The 19,051-nt window shown below is 41.0% G+C and carries 12 protein-coding genes and 1 tRNA gene; 9 read left to right on the forward strand and 4 right to left on the reverse strand.

From position 1 onward, the window contains the following. Window positions 1-36: 36 nt before the first annotated feature. The 3 genes from M472_RS30900 to M472_RS30910 all read left to right on the forward strand — a co-directional run bounded on the left by M472_RS30900 (window position 37) and on the right by M472_RS30910 (window position 5,685). Entirely contained in the window at window positions 37-1,626 is a 1,590-nt protein-coding gene (locus M472_RS30900; protein ID WP_021069762.1) for an ABC-F family ATP-binding cassette domain-containing protein, read from the forward strand. A gap of 105 nt (window positions 1,627-1,731) precedes the next feature. Continuing rightward, window positions 1,732-5,271 (forward strand): chromosome segregation protein SMC, encoded by a 3,540-nt coding sequence (gene smc, locus M472_RS30905; RefSeq protein ID WP_021069763.1) that lies wholly within the window; start codon window positions 1,732-1,734, stop codon window positions 5,269-5,271. A gap of 120 nt (window positions 5,272-5,391) precedes the next feature. Further along, entirely contained in the window at window positions 5,392-5,685 is a 294-nt protein-coding gene (locus tag M472_RS30910) for a hypothetical protein (RefSeq protein ID WP_021069764.1), read from the forward strand. Between the two features lie 60 nt (window positions 5,686-5,745). Here M472_RS30910 and M472_RS30915 read toward each other — a convergent pair whose 3' ends face one another. Then, entirely contained in the window at window positions 5,746-7,749 is a 2,004-nt protein-coding gene (locus tag M472_RS30915; RefSeq protein WP_031301547.1) for a M13 family metallopeptidase, read from the reverse strand. A gap of 180 nt (window positions 7,750-7,929) precedes the next feature. On the opposite strand from M472_RS30915, the gene M472_RS30920 reads away from it, so the two are divergent. Further along, on the forward strand, window positions 7,930-8,571 hold the full coding sequence (locus tag M472_RS30920; protein WP_021069766.1) for a hypothetical protein: 642 nt from the start codon (window positions 7,930-7,932) through the stop codon (window positions 8,569-8,571). A 72-nt stretch (window positions 8,572-8,643) separates the two neighbouring features. Here the strand turns inward: M472_RS30920 and M472_RS30925 are convergent, their stop codons facing one another. Beyond that, window positions 8,644-11,508, reverse strand: a complete 2,865-nt coding sequence (locus M472_RS30925) for a M16 family metallopeptidase (protein ID WP_021069767.1) — start codon at window positions 11,506-11,508, stop codon at window positions 8,644-8,646. A 94-nt stretch (window positions 11,509-11,602) separates the two neighbouring features. Here M472_RS30925 and xerD point away from each other — a divergent pair, with 94 nt between their 5' ends. The 4 genes from xerD to M472_RS30940 all read left to right on the forward strand — a co-directional run bounded on the left by xerD (window position 11,603) and on the right by M472_RS30940 (window position 15,959). Further along, window positions 11,603-12,496 carry a site-specific tyrosine recombinase XerD gene (gene xerD / locus M472_RS30930; protein WP_021069768.1) on the forward strand — a complete coding sequence of 298 codons (894 nt, stop codon included), beginning with the start codon at window positions 11,603-11,605 and terminating at the stop codon, window positions 12,494-12,496. A gap of 145 nt (window positions 12,497-12,641) precedes the next feature. Continuing rightward, a complete protein-coding gene (locus M472_RS45430) occupies window positions 12,642-12,812 on the forward strand; it encodes a hypothetical protein (protein ID WP_021069769.1) in 171 nt (56 codons plus the stop codon). Window positions 12,813-13,010: 198 nt separating this feature from the next. After that, the gene (locus M472_RS30935; RefSeq protein ID WP_158499892.1) at window positions 13,011-15,323 is read left to right on the forward strand and encodes a TonB-dependent receptor; all 2,313 of its coding nucleotides are present in this window, start codon (window positions 13,011-13,013) and stop codon (window positions 15,321-15,323) included. A 12-nt stretch (window positions 15,324-15,335) separates the two neighbouring features. Then, entirely contained in the window at window positions 15,336-15,959 is a 624-nt protein-coding gene (locus M472_RS30940; protein ID WP_021069771.1) for a hypothetical protein, read from the forward strand. Between the two features lie 63 nt (window positions 15,960-16,022). Here the strand turns inward: M472_RS30940 and M472_RS30945 are convergent. Further along, window positions 16,023-16,094: transfer RNA gene (locus tag M472_RS30945), tRNA-Arg, on the reverse strand. A gap of 554 nt (window positions 16,095-16,648) precedes the next feature. Here M472_RS30945 and M472_RS30950 point away from each other — a divergent pair. Then, window positions 16,649-17,239, forward strand: coding sequence for a riboflavin synthase (locus M472_RS30950; protein WP_021069772.1), 591 nt, complete (start codon window positions 16,649-16,651; stop codon window positions 17,237-17,239). Window positions 17,240-17,253: 14 nt separating this feature from the next. Here M472_RS30950 and M472_RS30955 read toward each other — a convergent pair whose 3' ends face one another. Continuing rightward, window positions 17,254-19,044 (reverse strand): chloride channel protein, encoded by a 1,791-nt coding sequence (locus M472_RS30955; RefSeq protein WP_022829304.1) that lies wholly within the window; start codon window positions 19,042-19,044, stop codon window positions 17,254-17,256. Window positions 19,045-19,051: the final 7 nt, after the last annotated feature.

The following is a 19,051-nucleotide window of genomic DNA, read 5'->3' on the forward strand; positions in this document are numbered from 1 at the left end:
AATGCTACTTTATTTTAACTTTTAAAAGAAGAAATCATGCTTATTGTACAAAATGTATCCTATACATTTCCGAATAAATCTATTGCATTCGAAAATATTAGTTTTCGATTGGCGCCACAAGAAAAAACCGCATTAGTAGGGAATAATGGAGTCGGAAAATCGACCTTATTACAGCTTATTTCAGGCAACGTATCCCCTTCTATTGGTGAAATACATATAAATGGAAGTTTCTATTTTGTCCCTCAACTTTTTGGTCAATATAATCATCTCAGCATAGCAGAAGCACTGGGGATACACGACAAACTGAATGCGCTTGATCGTATTCTCCAAGGCAGTATTGATGAAAAGGATTACAACGCACTGGACGACGACTGGACGATAGAAGACCGTTGCAACCAGGCTTTAGAAAGCTGGGGATTAACGGATATAGATCTGCGATCGCCCATGCTTGGTCTCAGCGGCGGTCAAAAGACGAAAGTATTCCTGGCAGGGATAGATATCCTACAGCCGGAATTGGTCCTGTTGGACGAGCCATCCAATCACCTCGACACCGCAAGCCGCACCCGTCTCTATGATTACATACAGAACAGTACCAAGACATTCCTGGTCGTCAGTCACGACCGTACGCTCTTGGAACTACTGGATGTCACCTTGGAGATGACTCCACATGGGGTAAAACGATATGGTGGCAACCACAGTTTTTATCTCGAACAGAAAGCAATACAGTTAAATGCACTGACGGACGACATTGACGCAAAAGAAAAGGAATTACGAAAAGCAAAATTAAAGGAAAGAGAAACTGCCGAACGGCAGAACCGACTAGATGCTCGTGGACAGCGCAAGCAGGAAAAAGCAGGAATATCTCGAATCATGATGAACACGCTTAAAAACAAAGCGGAGAACAGCACATCTAAATTAAAAGCGGTACACCAAACAAAGATCTCTGATATCGCAAACGATCTGGGTACTCTACGTTCATCTGTCTCCGATTTGGACAAAATGAAATTCGATTTCCAAGATACCAAGATACATGAGGGCAAGGTACTGTTCGACGCAAAGGATATACAGGTTCAATTGAAAAATGGGGCGTCTTTGTGGTCCAAACCGCTAAGCGTACAAATAAGAGCAGGCCAACGTATAGCCATACAAGGAAGTAACGGCAGTGGAAAGACGACATTGCTCCGACTTATCCTCGGTCAAGCACAAGCCCAGCAAGGGGTATGCAACCGTTACTTTGAATATGCTGTGTATATAGATCAGGAGTATTCACTGCTAAACAACGATCTAACACTATTCGAGCAAGCTCAACAGTTCAATACGACAGGCCTGCTGCCTTCGGAAATAAATACGCGATTGAAACGTTTCCTTTTTCAACCAGACGACTGGACAAAACCCGTCCGTGTGCTGAGCGGAGGCGAACGACTCCGGTTGACACTATGCTGTATGACAGTTCGCCCAGACGCGCCTGATATGATCGTTTTAGATGAGCCGACCAATAATCTGGACCTTCAAAACGTACAGATCTTGGTTAATGCGATCAATTCTTACAAAGGGACATTAATTGTCGTATCGCACGATTCTTATTTTTTAAAAGACATACATATTGAAGATGCGATAGAACTGTAAAAGGGTAAAATTTTGCGATGTGGAAATCTATAAAAATGTGCAAAACCTAGATTCCTATTGTCTCATTTATTGCTTATTTTCGTGTCAACTAATACAACAAGATGAATGGAGCTAACTAAGCTTGAAATCAAAGGTTTTAAAAGTTTTGGTGATAAAATCACAATAAATTTTAACGAGGGCGTAACGGCTATTGTAGGGCCCAACGGTTGTGGAAAGTCCAATGTCGTGGACGCCATACGTTGGGTGCTGGGCGAGCAAAGTACAAAAACACTACGCTCGGAAAAAATGGAGAATATTATCTTCAATGGTACAAAAAACCGTAAACCAGCAAACCTTGCCGAAGTTTCGTTAACTTTTGATAACAATAAAAATGTCCTGCCTACAGAGTTTACTACGGTCACTATCACACGCAAACTCTATAGAACAGGAGAAAGTGAATATAGACTCAACGATGTCAAGTGCCGTCTGAAGGACATCACTGACCTATTCCTCGATACCGGGATAGGTGCAGACACCTACTCTATTATCGAGCTCAAGATGATCGATGAGATTATCGCAAATAAAGACAACTCCAGACGCAATCTATTTGAAGAGGCTTCGGGTATCTCCAAATATAAAGTTCGAAAAAAACAGACGCTGAGTAAGCTGAAGGAAACTGAAGCAGACCTGTCTCGGGTGGACGATTTATTATACGAGATTACGAAAAATCTAAAATCGCTAGAGAATCAGGCAAAGAAAGCCGACAAATACTTCTTATTAAAAGAGGAATACAAACAGGCCAGTATCGGTCTGGCGTATTATAGGTTGGACAACTTTAGCTCCGACTTGACCTCTCTGACGGAAAAAGAGAAAGGTCTGGCACAATCGCTACAAACGACAATCGAGCAAATCGACAGCAAGGAGAAGGAATTACGATCCGGGCGAGAGGAGATTTTGGTGAAAGAGAAAAGTCTCTCCACACAACAAAAGACTACCCACGAGTTCCAGAACAAGATCCGTATCTACGAATCCGAGAAAAAGATAAAAAATGAGCGTCTTCATCATCTTCAGGAGCGCGATGCTCGAATTCAGACCGAACAAAACTTGGATAAACAACAGTTGAGCCATGTCGATTCGACCTTAAAAAGATTGAATGAAGAGCTTTATGAAGAGCAGGCCAAACTCGATGTTTATCAAGACGATATACAGAAAAACAAGACGGAGGTCGAAGAGCTTCGAGGACAACAGCAAACCGCTAAAAATAAGTTGGACCGCTTTGCGGAGGAAAACAATGAATTACAGAACAATATCTACAAGGTAGAAAAAGATATTGCTGTATTCAACATACAGAAAGAATCCCTGGAGCAGGAATCTCTTCGCAATATCACAGATGCGAGCAGCAAAGCAGAGGAACTCAATCAATTCAACCTTGCTGTGGATGATCTACAGTCAAAAGTAGATGCGCAACAAGAGTTATATGAGCAAGCTCTCGATCAAGAAAATCAGCTCAACGATAAAATACAGGCCGCTGAGATCAAGTTAAATCAAGCAAAAGATGAGCTTAGCAAAGAGTCTCGTCTGGTCGATGCCAAGCAAAATGAGTACAACCTTACCAAATCATTGGTAGACAACTTGGAAGGCTTTCCGGAATCTATAAAGTTTTTGCGCAAAAATGCAGGTTGGGGCAAGTCCTATCCCCTATTTTCTGACATCTTATTCTGCCAAGAAGAGTACCGTGTAGCCATTGAAAACTATCTTGAGTCTGTCATGAACCACTATGTGGTAGACACACAACAAGATGCCATCCAGGCGATCAATCTACTTAGTGACTCAGCAAGAGGAAGGGCTAATTTTTTCGTCCTGGATTCCGTGCTGCCTACTACCGTAGCCTCGACTACGGTACCTGACCATATGGTACCTGCGATGCAGGTGGTCAAAGTGGACAAGAAATATGAGAAGCTATGTGTCGAATTACTCAAGAATGTCTACCTACTGCATGCCGATGATGTTAAATCTATCGAAACCGCATTACCTAGTTCTGATGCTGTTGTGCTGCACCACGAAGGTAAGTTCAACAAACATAAATTGGGTATCAGTGGAGGCTCTGTTGGACTTTTTGAGGGTAAGCGTATCGGTCGAGCGAAGAACCTGGAAAATCTTGCCAAAGAAATAAAGACACTCAATGAGCATATTGAGCAGTTACAAAATGTCGAGCAGGATCAGATCGAATTGATCGCCTCATTAAAACGTCAATCGCAGAAAGAAGTGATCGACGAACTGCGCATACAGCTCGCACGTCTGCAAAATGAATGGACTTCGGTAAAGACCAAACAAGAGCAGTACCAAGCCTTTATCGCCAACTCACAAAACAGGAAGGCGGATATCGAGGCACGGCTTGCTCAGATAGCGGACGACCTGAATAAAGCTGAACCCGAATTAAAGATATTAAAAGTAGAAAGCGAAGAACGCCAAAAGCAGGCGCAAGATCTACAGGCAGCATTTCAGGAACTGAATGAGCTTTTGACGGAGAAGTCTACTGAGTACAATCAGGAGAATATCCGCCTGCACCAACAACAGAACAAGGTCGCCGGTATACAAAAGGATCTGGAATACCGGGAAAGCCAAAAAGAAGCGCTGGAAGAACGTATCAACAAAAACTCGGCTGAACAAGAGCAGATAAAAGTGGACATGAAAGATGCGCTCACTTTTACAGATAGTAATGATGATGATCTAAAAGAACTGTACGAGCAAAAAGAATCTCTTGAAAAGGCATTGCATGAGATGGAGGAAGTATTCTATTCGTTCCGTAAACATCTGAATGATCTGGAAGAGGAAGTAAGCAACTTGCGTAAAGCCAAGGATCAGTATGATTTCCTAATCACAGAGATCAAAGATAAAAAGACGGATTTGCAGATTGAGCTCAACAGCTTAAAAGAACGCCTTGCTGTGGAATTCGGCATTGATATCAAAGAGCTACTCGAGGGAGAGATGCCAGAGATCACACAATCGCACGAAGAGTTGGGCTCCTTGTGTACACGTCTGAAAAAACAATTGGATGAATTTGGAAGTATCAATCCTATGGCTAAAGAAGCCTATGACGAAATCACAGAAAGATTCAATTTCATCACCAAAGAGAAAAATGACCTAGTAGAGGCCAAAGACTCCTTGTTGTCCACTATTCAGGAAATAGATGACAGTGCTAACGATAAGTTCATGAATGCCTTTACAGCAGTCAGAGAGAATTTCATTCGTGTATTCCGTTCGTTGTTTAATGAAGAAGACAGCTGTGACCTTATCCTCAGTGACCCCAAGAATCCTCTGGAATCGGATATCGATATTATAGCACGGCCTAAAGGAAAGCGTCCGCTATCCATTAATCAGCTTTCGGGAGGTGAAAAGACACTTACCTCTACCGCTTTATTATTCTCGCTATACCTCCTTAAGCCTGCACCATTCTGTATATTCGATGAGGTAGATGCGCCATTGGACGATACAAATATTGATAAATTCAATAATATTATACGAGAGTTCTCCAACCAATCTCAGTTTATCGTCGTGTCGCACAATAAGCGTACAATAGCCAGTACAGATATTATATATGGCGTGACGATGGTGGAGCAAGGTATCTCACGTGTCGTCCCAGTTGACTTGAGAGACGTCGCATAGTCTTAAATTGACACATTAAAATAATGAATCCCGATAGCAATAGAAGCTTATCGGGATTTTTTTGCACCAAACTTTTTATCGGATCATATGTTCTATTTATAGAACAATAGAAAACGAGCTATGGATAAATTAAAAAAATTCGAGTTGATGGAAAAAATAACACGCGAACTGGAAGACTTACGTCATAGTCAACAGGCGGTGTTGGAGAAGATTGGGAAAATCGAAGTGGACAATATAGAACTTGGTGATAAGATGATCGAGTCTAAGGTACCTGACATCTATCAACGCACATCCGACAATGCTGACGCTATCCGAGAAATACTTGAAGACTTCCAGCAAAAGACAGAAGAGTTTGGAGACAAAAACAACGTGGACAAACTCAAAGAGCAGGATGCTATCAACAAACTTAAATAAACAGAGGCGATTCTTACCACAAGAATCGCCTCTGTTATTTATTCCATAACAGAACGTATACTACCAAATAATGATACGCTTATCTTTGGGCACATACATTTTGTCTCCCTCTTTAGTACCCCAAGCCTCGTGAAATCCATTGAGGTTGATGATGGGACCAAAAGCACGATACTGCGCCGGTGAATGTGGATCTGTTTTTACTTGATTGACCACGAACTCATCTGTCGTCTTGGTTCTCCATATCGTAGCCCACGACAAGAAAAATCGCTGCTCTGGCGTAAAACCATCAATTTTACCTGGATTCCCTTTGTCCTTTAAATACATTTTCATCGCATCAAAAGCTACGGAAGAACCGCCTAAGTCACCGATATTCTCTCCTAAGGTGAATCTACCGTTTACAAAAATGCCTGGTACCGGTTCATAAGACTCGAATTGCGCCACCAATGCATCTGCCGCAGCATCAAACTTGGCCTTGTCCTCGGCAGTCCACCAGTTATTCAGATTACCGTTGCCATCATACTGTGCGCCGGAATCATCAAAACCGTGCGACAGCTCGTGTCCGATAACGGCACCTATACCTCCAAAGTTGACTGCAGCATCGGCCTTGTAATCATAAAAAGGTTTTTGTAAAATCGCTGCAGGAAACACGATCTCATTATACAACGGGCTGTAATAAGCATTGACAGTCTGTGGGCTCATACCCCACTCTGTCTTATCAACAGGCTTGCCTTGTTTGGCAAGATTCTGCTCAAAAGCCCAGATATGAATATTACGGATATTATCCGGAAGTGAAGAGCCAACGGCCATTTTAGAATAGTCTTTCCATTTATCTGGATAGCCTATCTTCACATTAAACTTAGCCAATTTTTCCAGCGCTTTCTGTTTGGTAACAGGAGACATCCAAGCCAGATCATTGATGTGAACTTCAAAGGATTTGATCAAATAACCAACCAATTCCTCACAAGCTGCCTTTGCATCTTCTGGAAAATGCTCTTTGACATACAATTTTCCTAATAATTCGCCTACGGTTTCATTAACAAACTCTAATCCCCTCTTATCCAATGCACGTTGCTCCTTTTGCCCCTTTAGTTTACGTCCAAAGAAATCAAAAGCCAACTCATCCAGATCTTGTGTCAAATACGCTGTCGCATCATTCATTACATGAAACTTCAAGTACTCTTTAATCACAGGAACATTTTTTTCGTTGACGATTTTATCTAAGTTTTGAAAATATTTCAACTCTCCGATGATAACAGTATCTGCTTGAAAGCCCATATTAGTCAAATATTGTGCAACATCTACATTTTTCACCATTTTGCCTAAATCCTTAACAGCAACAGGATTGTAGCGTTTTTGTGCATCACGAGATTCCTCGATAGTCTTCAGATAGGAGGCAATATTTTTTTCAAATGCCACGACTTTTGGTCCTTTCAGATCGCGCGTCCGTTGATCCACTTTACTGTACAACGTCGAAATATAATTTGCATAATCACCTAGTGTCTGTGTATTCTTTTCATCTACCTTTTGATAATAAGACCGACCTAGACCAAGGCCACCACCACCTAGGTATACGGCATTAACGCTCGAATTTTTCATATGAGCACTAACATACCCTCCATAGAACGGATTGCCCCCTTCTTTACCATAGATAGAAAAATAAGCGGCTAGATCATTTAGGTTCTTGATATCATCGATCTTTTTGAGCTGCTCCTGAATCGGTTGTAGGCCGCGCTTATTACGTGCATCAAAATCAATATATGACTTGTAGAGATCAGCAATTTTCTGTCCATCGCTTCCCTTTTCAAAGGTCGTATTCAAAGAACCTTTTAAAATATTCAAAACAGCAACGTCTGTATTTTCACGCAACTCATCAAAAGAGCCCCAGCGCGCTTTGTCGGAAGGGATTTCTACCGATTTCATCCAATTACCATTGACATAGTTGTAGAAATCGTCCTGAGGTCTGACACTTTTGTCCATCAGAGAAAGGTCTATGGCCTGATGCTGCTGTGCAAATGTTGCCATAGCTCCAGCCATAACCGCGGTAAGTACAATTAGTTTCTTCATTAAAATTGTTATTTAGTATCTTGAATTAAGCATATTCGAATATACCAGCGTCAATTGCCAATGAACAAACAAGGTGATATCAGATTGTGTTCACTACATTTGTAGCGGTATAACCGTAATCGGCTTATATCTATGCAAACATAACAAATCACAGCTAAATTATCAGGTAACGATTTTATAATGTATATAGAACTGGACGGAGAAAGCTACCATATCAGCATAAGTGAACAGGAAAAGGGAATCACCTTTATCCAGCATCAAGATGGGGTCACCTATATTATGGCTGGGGCGAGGCTGCCACAGGATGAGCTGATCTCTTATCTGAAGGGCAAGCCTTTTGATAAATTGACGATAAGCAATTCTAGCGCCCACTCCTCAACAGCATCTATCCATCTATTTGGAACCTCGTTCTCTATTGTCTCCAAAAAAGGAATAACATCCCCATACATCAATGGCAAATGTGTCTATGTCGCGGCTCCCCCACGTAGTAAGAGCGCCACAGTCGCACTGACCGAAACGCTCTTGATACAAGAAATCAACCGACATGTTGGATTCTGGGAAGAAAGATTGAATATATTAGTAAAGGAGATAGCTGTAAGAAAATTGTCCAAAAGCTATTACACGATAAGTGTAGAAAAAAGCACGCTAACTTTTAGCAAAAACCTGATACACAAAAGCCAGGACTTCGTCAAGTACATTTGCAGTTTAGCTATGTTTGAATATTTGAACATTGACGAGCCGATACAGGAAAAATTGGCCGCTGCATACATCCAAGATTGGAAGCATCAACGTAAAGTATTCTTGTACGAACAAGACAATTAACATCAACAGGATATTCATACAACGAGGCCCCCGATATATCGGGGGCCTCGTTGTATGAATATAAATTTTATTTTATTTGGACTGCTCCTCAGGCAATAAAATAAATTTGAAAAGACGATCGGATTTCAAATATTTATTGGCGACCTCTTTTACAGATTGGATAGACACTTTATTTAACTCATCTAAATAACGAAGTACATAAGTAGGATCTTCCTGAAGCTGATAAGCTCCTGAGATCTGTCCCAACCAGAATCCATTTTCTCTCAATTGCAGTTCCAACTGACGTTTCTGTTCGATCACAAACTTATCCAAATCAATTTGACTTGGCCCATTGGCTTTTACCTTATTGACTTCGTCAACTGCCGAATTCATCAGCGACTCGTATTTATCTACACTGGTTCCAAAGCCAATGTTAAAGCTATAACGTCCTCTTGGATATTTACTTGAGGATGCACTGGCCCCTGTACCGTAAACGCCACTTTCCTCTTCACGCAGGCGTTCTAATAACCTGATGGACAATACGCCTTCAAGAGCATCCAGATTTAGATTTTCTTTTTCCGAATAATCATAATCTCCATAATAAGACATCTGCACTTGGGCCTTCGCTTCTTTCCCTTTACGAACGATCTTCTCTATACCTTTAGCTGGCTCGACAATACCCAAGTCTTTCGCCTGCTCTTTTCTTCCCAGGTTTGGCAGTGAAGCAAGATAAGTCTCTAGGTAAGGCTTTATTTCGTCTTCTGTAAAAGAACCTACGATCGTAAATGTAAAATCAGAAGCATCAGCAAAGCGCTCTTTGTAAATTTCTAATGCCCGCTTTTGATTTATCCCTTTGATCTGCTCCGCTGTAGGAATCGTACGACGCACATTATCTTTATAAAGTGCTTTGGTCTTAACGTCTGAGAACACAAAATTAGGATCATCCTCTCTATTTTCCATAGAAGATAGCGTGCGTGCTATACCACTTTGGAAAATATCATCATCTAGACGTGGTGCTGTAAAATAACCGTAAATCATTTCAAAAGCGGTCTTTAAACCCTCTTTGTCCGAAGACCCAGATAATCCCTCAGAACGCTCTGACAAGTAAGGAGATACATTTACATTCTTTCCTGTTAAATACTTCCTTAACTCGACTGAATTCAACTGCCCTAAACCGGAGCCGTTGACAAAAGCAGCAGCATTTGATGCCGTCAAATATTCCGCATCACTATACAGCGAAGTACCTCCCGGACTGAATGCCGATATCAATATTTGATCATTTTTGAACGTCGTAGGTTTTAATAATACCTTAATACCGTTGCTTAAGATCAATTCTTTAGTTTGAATTTCAGCTATTTCTTTTGTTGTTTTAATACTTCCTTTAACTGGCTGTTTGGCCAATAACGGTAATTCCGAAACTTTGTCTTCATACGCCGTCAACTGTTCCTGTTTTACTTCATTTAACCAAGCTGTAACCTGTGCTTCTTGAGGAAGACTTGCTTTGTCTTTCTCGGGTCCCATAATAATAACATCTCTATTGGTATCCCCATAGAAACGTCTACCAACCGCTTCAACCTCTTTTAAAGTCAACGTCGGCAGTAACTGTTTGGTGATTTGGTAACGATCTTCATTACTAAGCGCTGGTGCGTCATTTAGAAAATGTTGCAAGTAAGCTTTTACATAAGCATCTGACTTTTTCTTGTCACGCTCTTTATAGGATGCTTCATTACTCTTCTCGAAAGCAGCAAGTGTCCTTTTAAACTCAGTTTCTGTAAATCCATATTGTTGGAAACGTTCCAGCTCCCGCATAGTGGCTTTCAACCCCTCTTCAAACATACCAGGCTTGGCTGCAAAAGATATCGATAGATTATCTAATCCTCCAAAAAGAGAACTGATACTTATGCCGGATTGTAAAAATGGTGGATTAGGCTGTTGAGCGATCTCCCTTAGACGAGCACCGATCATATTATTGAACAAGCTCTTCATTAAAGAAGTTCTATAGTCGCCTACGGTACTCACTTTTTCTTCGGGATGTTTAACGATAATCTGCCCAACTGTAGAAGGCATCTCTGGATCTGTCACGACCAAAAACTGATTTTTGTTCAACAATGGCACGGAATGTTCTGTACGCTTAGCCGGATTTTCATGAGTTTTCATGTCCGAGAAAAGTCGGATTACTTCTTTTTCCATAGCTTCAGTATCAATATCTCCTACGATAATAATCGACTGTAGATCCGGACGGTACCATCTTGCATGAAAATCACGAATCAACTTTGGATCAAAATTCATCACGACATTCTCAGTACCGATGGGTAAACGCTCCGCATATAAGGAACCATTCAGTAAAACAGGCAGAAATTGTTCCTGCATGCGTTGAGAAGCACCTCTACCGCCTCGCATTTCTTCCATAATGATGCCTCGCTCCTTGTTGATCTCCTCTGTAGTCAACAAAGCGTCTTGTGCCCAATCACGCATCACCTGTAATCCGTTTTTCAACAACTCCGGATCATCAGAAGGAATGGGCAATTGATAGATTGTCTCTTCAAAACTGGTATAGGCATTCAGATCAGAACCAAAACGGACTCCCGCTTTTTGTAAATAATTAACTAAATCATTTTTAGGAAAATGCTTCAACCCATTGAAGTTCATGTGCTCCAAAAAGTGTGCGAGACCACGCTCTTCCTCGGTTTCTAAAATAGATCCCACTTTCACCCCAAGGTACATCGTAACACGCTTTTCTGGTTCCGAATTTTTTAGGATATAGTATTTAAATCCATTTTTCAACTGACCAACAGTGACATTCTGATCAAAAGGTAATTTTTGATCCCATTTTAATGTATCTTGCGCTAAAACTATTTTTGCTTCGCTCGATAACGTAGAAACATATGTCGATGCATCGACTGATGCAAAAGTAGCAGGTAAAAGAAATGCTACAGCTAAGGGCTTTAAAAATCTCATTAAGTCTAATGTTTTTAATTTAATTGCCAATTTAACACTAAAAAATTATTAAACATATTAAGCAATAATAAAATTACAATATATAATTTTGTGTATGGACTGGAATACTACATTGGACGATTTTAAAAGATACTTGGAATTTGAGCGTAACTTATCCAAGAATTCCATATCCGCTTATCTAAACGATGTGCAAAAACTCAGAGTATACAGTGAAGATCGCGGTTTGGGGATCAAAGACTTGTCCGCTCGCCATATTCAAGAATTCCTAGTATGGATGAGTGGATTTGCCATATCCACCTTTACACAAGCCCGATTGATTTCAGGCCTCAAGGCTTATTTTAATTACCTGCAGATCGAACATGAGTTGGATCCCAATCCTATCGAACTCATCGAGACACCCCGATTGGAACGAAAAATACCGGATGTACTACATATAGAAGAAATCGATGCCCTCATCGGAGCTATAGATCTGTCCACCCCCGAGGGAACACGCAATAAAGCTATACTGGAAGTGCTCTACGGCTGTGGTCTTCGTGTCTCCGAGCTCGTCAACCTCAAAGTGTCCAATCTATTCCTCGATATTGATTTTATAAAAATTGAAGGCAAAGGGTCTAAAGAACGCTTGGTCCCGATCGGCAGTCAAGCCATAAAGTATCTTAAAATATACCTACAAGACGTACGGAATCACCAGAATATCAAAGCAGGGCATGAAGATATGGTATTTCTGAACCGCCGAGGTGCCGCATTGTCACGGGTTATGATTTTTATCATCATCAAGGACCTGGCCAGCCACATTGGTCTGAAGAAGCAGATAAGTCCTCACACATTTCGCCATAGTTTTGCCTCACATCTCGTAGAAGGCGGTGCTGATCTCAGAGCTGTCCAAGATATGCTGGGCCATGAAAGCATAACTACCACAGAAATCTATACCCACATCGATAAAGACTACCTTCAGTCCGTTATTACACAGTTTCACCCACGTTCGTAAACGAATGCAACAAAGTGTATTTAAATTTGCAACATTGATGCAATAGATCTATCTTTGTAGGCAATGCACATCTTTATTAAAACAGTTGCCTTACTTTTTGCGATAACCCACCTATGGGTTTCAGGAAGTTTGCTCCTGCACCAACATGAAGATTGCCACGAAGTGGAAGGAAGCTCCTGTCAACATACAGATGCAGCACAAGCTCACGATGACTGTGCTATCTGTTATTACATATATCTTCCCCATGCAATTGCTCCTTGCATCCCATTACAATTGGAGTATACACCTTCTGTCTTTTACGCAACGTATAGCATAGTTATCCATCCGGATATCGTCATACTTAAGCCTCGTTCTAACCCAAACAGAGGCCCTCCCCTTTTAGAACGTCAATATAGCTAGGACAGCTGTTTGATTTTTTATCAAAATCTTCTTTCTTACAACTGGATTAAATGATTTTCTAAAGATGATTTAGATACATGGACATCCTGTGATGATTCTACAACAAATGTGTTTTATGAAGACAATTATAGTTTTAATTGTACAGTGGGTGGTGTGTATGCATATATGGGCCTATGGGCAGAGCTGTGAGCTCCTGCTTAAAATAAAAGTAATCGATGCAAGCAGCCTTCAAGTGATCCCTGCCGCTGATGTGATTTTAAACGGCAAGGTTCATCCTAAAGAATACAAAAATGAACTGTATTATTTTAAAAAGGTATGCAAGGGCACTTCTTCTATTGCCGTAATACATGGTGATTACGACAAGAAAACCGTTCATATCAAACTGGAACATGATACAACATTAACGATTAGGATGGAACGCACCACACGACGTCTTTCAGAAGTAATGGTAACAGCTCATGCTAAAGATATTGACATCAAAAACTCAACTAGACTTACTCAGCAGCAACGTAAGGAAAGCCAAGGTAAAAACCTTGCAGGTGTATTGAGCGAAGTAGCAGGTGTGAACATCCTGAAAACAGGAGCTAACAATGGGAAGCCTGTAATCAACGGACTCTATGGCAGTAGATTACTGTTGCTTAATCATGGTGTACGCCATGAAAGTCAACAGTGGGGAACGGATCATGCTCCAGAGATAGATCCATTCGCTGCAGAGGAGATCACGGTGATTAAGAGTTCTGATGCCGTGCGTTTCGGCCCGGATGCCATAGGTGGTGTTATCCAGATTGCACCTGCTCCTATCGATCCTGAACGAAAAGCCAAAAGCAGTAGTGCTGCCGTGTTCAACAGCAATGGAAGAGGAATCCTTGTCAACAGTAAACTTGAAGGCACAACGGGAAACTTATCGTACCGTGCAGGCATCACCACAGGTAAACATGGTAATCTAAAATCATCCTCCTATTACCTAGGTAATACAGGTAATGAAGATCTCCATGGAAATCTCTTCATGAAATACAAAAAAGGCAAAAATACGGTCGACCTCTACCTTAGTCATTTCGGAAATACATTAGGTGTCTTCCAGGGTGCCCATATTGGTTCCAAAGAAGATATCCTTGCCCGTATCGAAAACGGAAGGCCATTTGAAGAATATGATTTTTCATACCAGATAGCTGCTCCCAAACAACGGGTGACCCATCAGTTGGCCAAACTGGAGTATCAGTATGACCTAGGTGACAGAAAGTATGTGCAAGCGCAGTATAGCATGCAACGCAATCACAGACGAGAATATGACCTGCGTCGAGTGGCAGAAAACGATGTACCTATGGCCGATATGCTTTTGAACACGCACGAACTGGGATTTGTATACCGTAATGCTGCGCTAATGACTGGTGTTACAGGAAGTCTACAGGTCAACAACAATGTACCGGGAACGGGATCAACTCCAATTATTCCAAACTTTGAAAATCATAGTCTAGGAACGTTCGTAAGCTACAAAATCCCGTTCAACAGTTATCTCTTCGAAATTGGAGCACGATATGACTATAAGTTTTTCGATGCCGCAGGGTATCGATACAACTATGCGGAGACGAATGCTGATGGCTCAATCCCTCAATATTTATTGACGGATCAAAAGCACTTTCATAATGTATCTGGCATAACAGGCTTTAGCTACCGGATCAATCCTACTTTTACATGGAAGACGAATCTAGGGCTCGCATGGCGAGCGCCTTCTGCCAATGAGCTATACAGCGATGGTATACATCACGGTACCGGTACCTATGAGGTTGGAGATCAGCACCTGAAAAGTGAGAGGGGATACAAATGGGTAAACTCGATTTTAGTAAGCAAAGGGTCCATCACGGGAAATATTGATGTATTTGCACAATTGATAGATAACTATATCTATAGCCAGCCTGTACCAGACTCCACTCGTCAAACGATAAGAGGGACATTTCCATTGTTTCAATACCAACAGGATCGGGCATTCTTCTATGGTGCAGACTTGTCTGCAACAGCACATTTGAATCAAAATATAGATTATGGCTTTAACCTATCTATAGTGCAGGCCAAGAACGTCACTAAAAAGGAATTTCTTCCGAACATCCCAGCCACAAAACTACAGCATTCGTTGAGTTATCATTTTACATCCGGCAAGGTGTTGGATTACATCAAGATCAAACATCACTATCAAGCCAAACAGCATCGGTACGAACCCAATTCGGACTTTGCATCACCGCCATCAGCATATCATCTTTTTGACGCTGTTGTAGCTTCATCGATAAAATTCAACAAAGAGCATACCGCTGATTTTCAATTTGCCGTAGAGAATGTCTTTAACGAGGCTTATAAAGACTATATGGACCGGTTTAGATATTATGCTCACGCCTTAGGGCGAAATATTTCCATAAAAATCAATTTTACATTTTAACAATTTATTCACATGAAAAAATACATAACCATACTGTTTATAGCTGTTTTAGCCTTCTCATCTTGTAAAAAAGACGAACCTACCCCCGAAACAGACCAAGAAGAGGTTGGGTCTGCTTCTATTACGTTTACTGAAGTGGCAGCAGAAGCACATGGAGACCATTATCATTATTCAGAGATAGAAAATCCTACCATAGAAAAAATAGATTTTACGGGGAGCCAAATGCTGCCTCCTGCTGGTGCACACACACATCTGGAAGTAGGTAAGTCTTACCGTTTTAATGTCATCATCAAAGATTTTGCAGGCCGCGAAACGCAGCAGTCATTTATCGAGAAAGAAGACCATCACTTTGCTTTCATCTTAGGTATACCTGATGGAAGTGTATATGTCACCTATAGCGACAAGAAAGAAGATGGGACAAAAGTAAAAGTAGGTGTAGTGGGCTACATAACTGTGCTAAAGGAGTCAAGCACCTTTACTACACGCTATATCATGCGCCACCTCAATCCTAAAGTGAAAGAGACCATTGATCCTAAGAAAGATTGGAACAACAGTAACTTCACGTCCTTTACAGGTGCTAATGATTTAGATCTTAAATTCCAGCTCCATTTTGTAGAAGCCGGACATAGCCACTAATTGAAATTCCCACAGTAACTAAAAAAGAGCATTTGATAACTATCAAATGCTCTTTTTGTTTTGTGTCCCCGGCGGGAGTCGAACCCACATCGTCAGAACCGGAATCTGAAATTCTATCCATTAAACTACGGAGACGTTCCGCAAAAATATAACTTTTATGTGAAACTAAAACTTTTTTTAGCAATCATTATCAAATGGCCATATAACCCATTTATAATCACTCTATTTACTTTCCATCTTAATTGCGACCGACTACACTATCAAATAGTAGAAAGGATAGGCAGACAGAGAAACTAGGTTTAAAACGAAAAAAGCCTGGGAGAATCAGGCGACTTCCCAGGCTTTAAAATTTAACCTCTAGACGAGGCAATCAACCTAAACCTAACCAAAGGTAACACATATTCTCCATCCATTCCAAACATTTTTGAAACAAAAGAACACAAGAATACCTAAAACCTTGATATTCAACGAAATAATTTACTAATAAGAAAAAAACAAGGAACAGAAAACCCCAATTATCCAGTTCCCTTAAGGAATTAGTTAAAGTTAGTGTATTATTTACACAAATAAAAATAAATTGCTTTTTATCTCATTTTTTGCTCAGACTAAAAAGAGCCCCTCTCTCCCAAAAGGTTGTTTATAAGTTTACATTTCCCTACTTTTGCTATACATCTTTAGTTTATCAATATATGTTTACTGGCATTATCGAAACATTAGGAACCGTTACAAAATTGGAACGGGATCAAACAAATCTTCATATTTATGTAGACTCGGAGATATCTTCCGAATTGAAAATAGATCAAAGTATCTCCCACAATGGGGTATGTCTTACGGTGGTAGGTATAGACGGCAATACACACAAAGTCACAGCGATCGACGAAACACTCCAAAAAACAAATTTAGGACTTCTGCAGAAAGGTCAGCTCGTTAATTTAGAGCGTTGCACACCCGCCAATGGCAGATTTGACGGACATATCGTACAGGGACACGTAGATCAGACAGCGATATGTATCGCCAAAGAGAATCAAGACGGAAGTTGGCTGTTCACTTTTCAATACAATGCTGCTTCTAATAATATCACAGTCGAAAAAGGATCTATCACGGTAAATGGCATCAGCCTGACTGTAGTGGACTCTCGTGAAGATCGGTTCTCAGTAGCGATTATCCCCTATACGATAGAACATACAAATTTAAAACAGGTAGAGGTCGGCACACCTGTCAATCTAGAGTTTGACATCGTAGGCAAATATATAGCTAAAATAATGGCTCTTAGAAACTAAGAGCCATTATTTTTTTATTCAAGATATGCACCTTGACGCATCAGTAAGGCTCTGTACTTATTAAATACCGCAGCCTTAGAAATAAAACCAAGGTACCTACCTTCGCTGTCCACCACAGGCAATATCCAGACATCATCTTTATTCATCTTTTGCATAACACGTTCCATCTCCTCATTCTCTTGGATAATGTCTATAGGTTTTTGGGCCAACGAGGCAAAAGACCGCTCTGCACCCTCTTCCTCTCCAAGTAAAATAGAAAACAGCCGCTCACTGTATATAATCCCTAACAGCTTGCGCTCCTCATCGATAATCGGAAAGATATTCCTTTTGGAGTGAATAATATCCGATTTTCTGTCCAGAGGTGTTTCTTCTGGCTTTAATAAAATAAAATTCTGTTCTATCACATACCGAAGCTTCATCATACTCAGCACCGTTCGGTCTTTGTCTTCATAGGATAGCAAATCACCAGATTCGGCAAGCACCTTCGTGTAAATAGAATGTTTCATCACCGTCCTATTTATCAAATAGGATATGGAAGCAACAATCATTAGAGGAACCATCAATGCGTAGCCTCCTGTAATTTCAGCAATCAGGAATATACCGGTCAAGGGCGCATGCATGATACCGCTCAAAGCACCGGCCATACCAGCCATGACAAAATTAGGCACATTTAATTCGATAATACCACTCAGATTGACCCCATAGGCAAATGCAAAGCCCAGTAATCCGCCCATGACGAGACTGGGGCCAAAGACGCCCCCATTACCTCCCCCACTTATCGTAAATAACGACGCAAGAGACTTAGCAAATAATGTCAATACAGTATAACATACAACGACCCAACCTAAATTCCTGTAATCCGAAAACAAACTGTTTTTCACGATGGAATCAAACTGTCCATCCAGAATCTGCTGTATCGTTAGATACCCTTCACCATACAAGGCAGGAAATACTAAAATCAACAACCCCAAAGCGAGTCCACTCGTCCAAACTTTGTTGTAAGGATTCTGTATACGGGAGAACCAGACCTTCACCTGCTGACTGAGCGTTGAAAAATAAACAGTGAATAACCCGATCAAAAGAGCTAGGAGAAAATAGAAAAACAGAGCTCCGACTTCCCAATCCGTAAGAGCTGTATGGAACAGAGGCTCGCTATATAGGAGCCTTGATACCACGGCTGCCAAAGCAGACGAGATCAGTAGCGGTATGAATGCAGGAATAGAAAATTCGGGAAGCAGTATCTCTATCGCAAAAATCATCCCGGCTATAGGACTGTTAAATGCGCCCGATATACCTGCAGCAGCTCCACAAGCGAGCAACATGGTTACCTCCCGATAACTAAGCCCAAAGAAACGTGCAACATTGGAACCGATAGCCGAACCGCTATGGGCGATAGGTGCTTCCAACCCACAGGATCCCCCAAAACCTACCGTAATGGCACTCGTCACAATCTGCGAGTACACATTGTGTACCTCTATCCTACTAGAGCGACGAGAGATCGCATAGATGATAGGCGTTATTCCGTGTTCAAATTTCTTGCCTTTTAGAAATTTACGGACATACAGCACGCTCAACAATATACCTATCAGCGGAAAAATAAAATAAATTGAATATTTAATATGCCATTCTACATCATTCTGCAATGCAGATGCTATAAAATGTGTCAACCCTTTAAGCAAAGCTGCGGCCAACCCTCCAATCAATCCCACTAAAAAAGCAAGTATCACCAGGAAGTTTCGATTCGAAAGCCTTTCCATTCGCCACTTGTTGATCCTATCCAATCTCTTCAGAAATCTACTTCTCATAAACTGT

The sequence above is a fragment of the Sphingobacterium paucimobilis HER1398 genome (genome assembly GCF_000416985.1).
GTDB lineage: Bacteria > Bacteroidota > Bacteroidia > Sphingobacteriales > Sphingobacteriaceae > Sphingobacterium > Sphingobacterium paucimobilis.

What these genes read in the sequence shown, in the direction of transcription:
- M472_RS30925 (WP_021069767.1), bottom strand. Translation starts at nt 11,508, where the DNA reads ATGAGATTTTTAAAGCCCTTAGCTGTAGCATTTCTTTTACCTGCTACT.
- M472_RS30900 (WP_021069762.1), top strand. Translation starts at nt 37, where the DNA reads ATGCTTATTGTACAAAATGTATCCTATACATTTCCGAATAAATCTATT.
- M472_RS30935 (WP_158499892.1), top strand. Translation starts at nt 13,011, where the DNA reads ATGAAGACAATTATAGTTTTAATTGTACAGTGGGTGGTGTGTATGCAT.
- smc (WP_021069763.1), top strand. Translation starts at nt 1,732, where the DNA reads ATGGAGCTAACTAAGCTTGAAATCAAAGGTTTTAAAAGTTTTGGTGAT.
- M472_RS30950 (WP_021069772.1), top strand. Translation starts at nt 16,649, where the DNA reads ATGTTTACTGGCATTATCGAAACATTAGGAACCGTTACAAAATTGGAA.
- M472_RS30940 (WP_021069771.1), top strand. Translation starts at nt 15,336, where the DNA reads ATGAAAAAATACATAACCATACTGTTTATAGCTGTTTTAGCCTTCTCA.
- M472_RS45430 (WP_021069769.1), top strand. Translation starts at nt 12,642, where the DNA reads ATGAAGATTGCCACGAAGTGGAAGGAAGCTCCTGTCAACATACAGATG.
- M472_RS30915 (WP_031301547.1), bottom strand. Translation starts at nt 7,749, where the DNA reads ATGAAGAAACTAATTGTACTTACCGCGGTTATGGCTGGAGCTATGGCA.
- xerD (WP_021069768.1), top strand. Translation starts at nt 11,603, where the DNA reads ATGGACTGGAATACTACATTGGACGATTTTAAAAGATACTTGGAATTT.
- M472_RS30920 (WP_021069766.1), top strand. Translation starts at nt 7,930, where the DNA reads ATGTATATAGAACTGGACGGAGAAAGCTACCATATCAGCATAAGTGAA.
- M472_RS30955 (WP_022829304.1), bottom strand. Translation starts at nt 19,044, where the DNA reads ATGAGAAGTAGATTTCTGAAGAGATTGGATAGGATCAACAAGTGGCGA.
- M472_RS30910 (WP_021069764.1), top strand. Translation starts at nt 5,392, where the DNA reads ATGGATAAATTAAAAAAATTCGAGTTGATGGAAAAAATAACACGCGAA.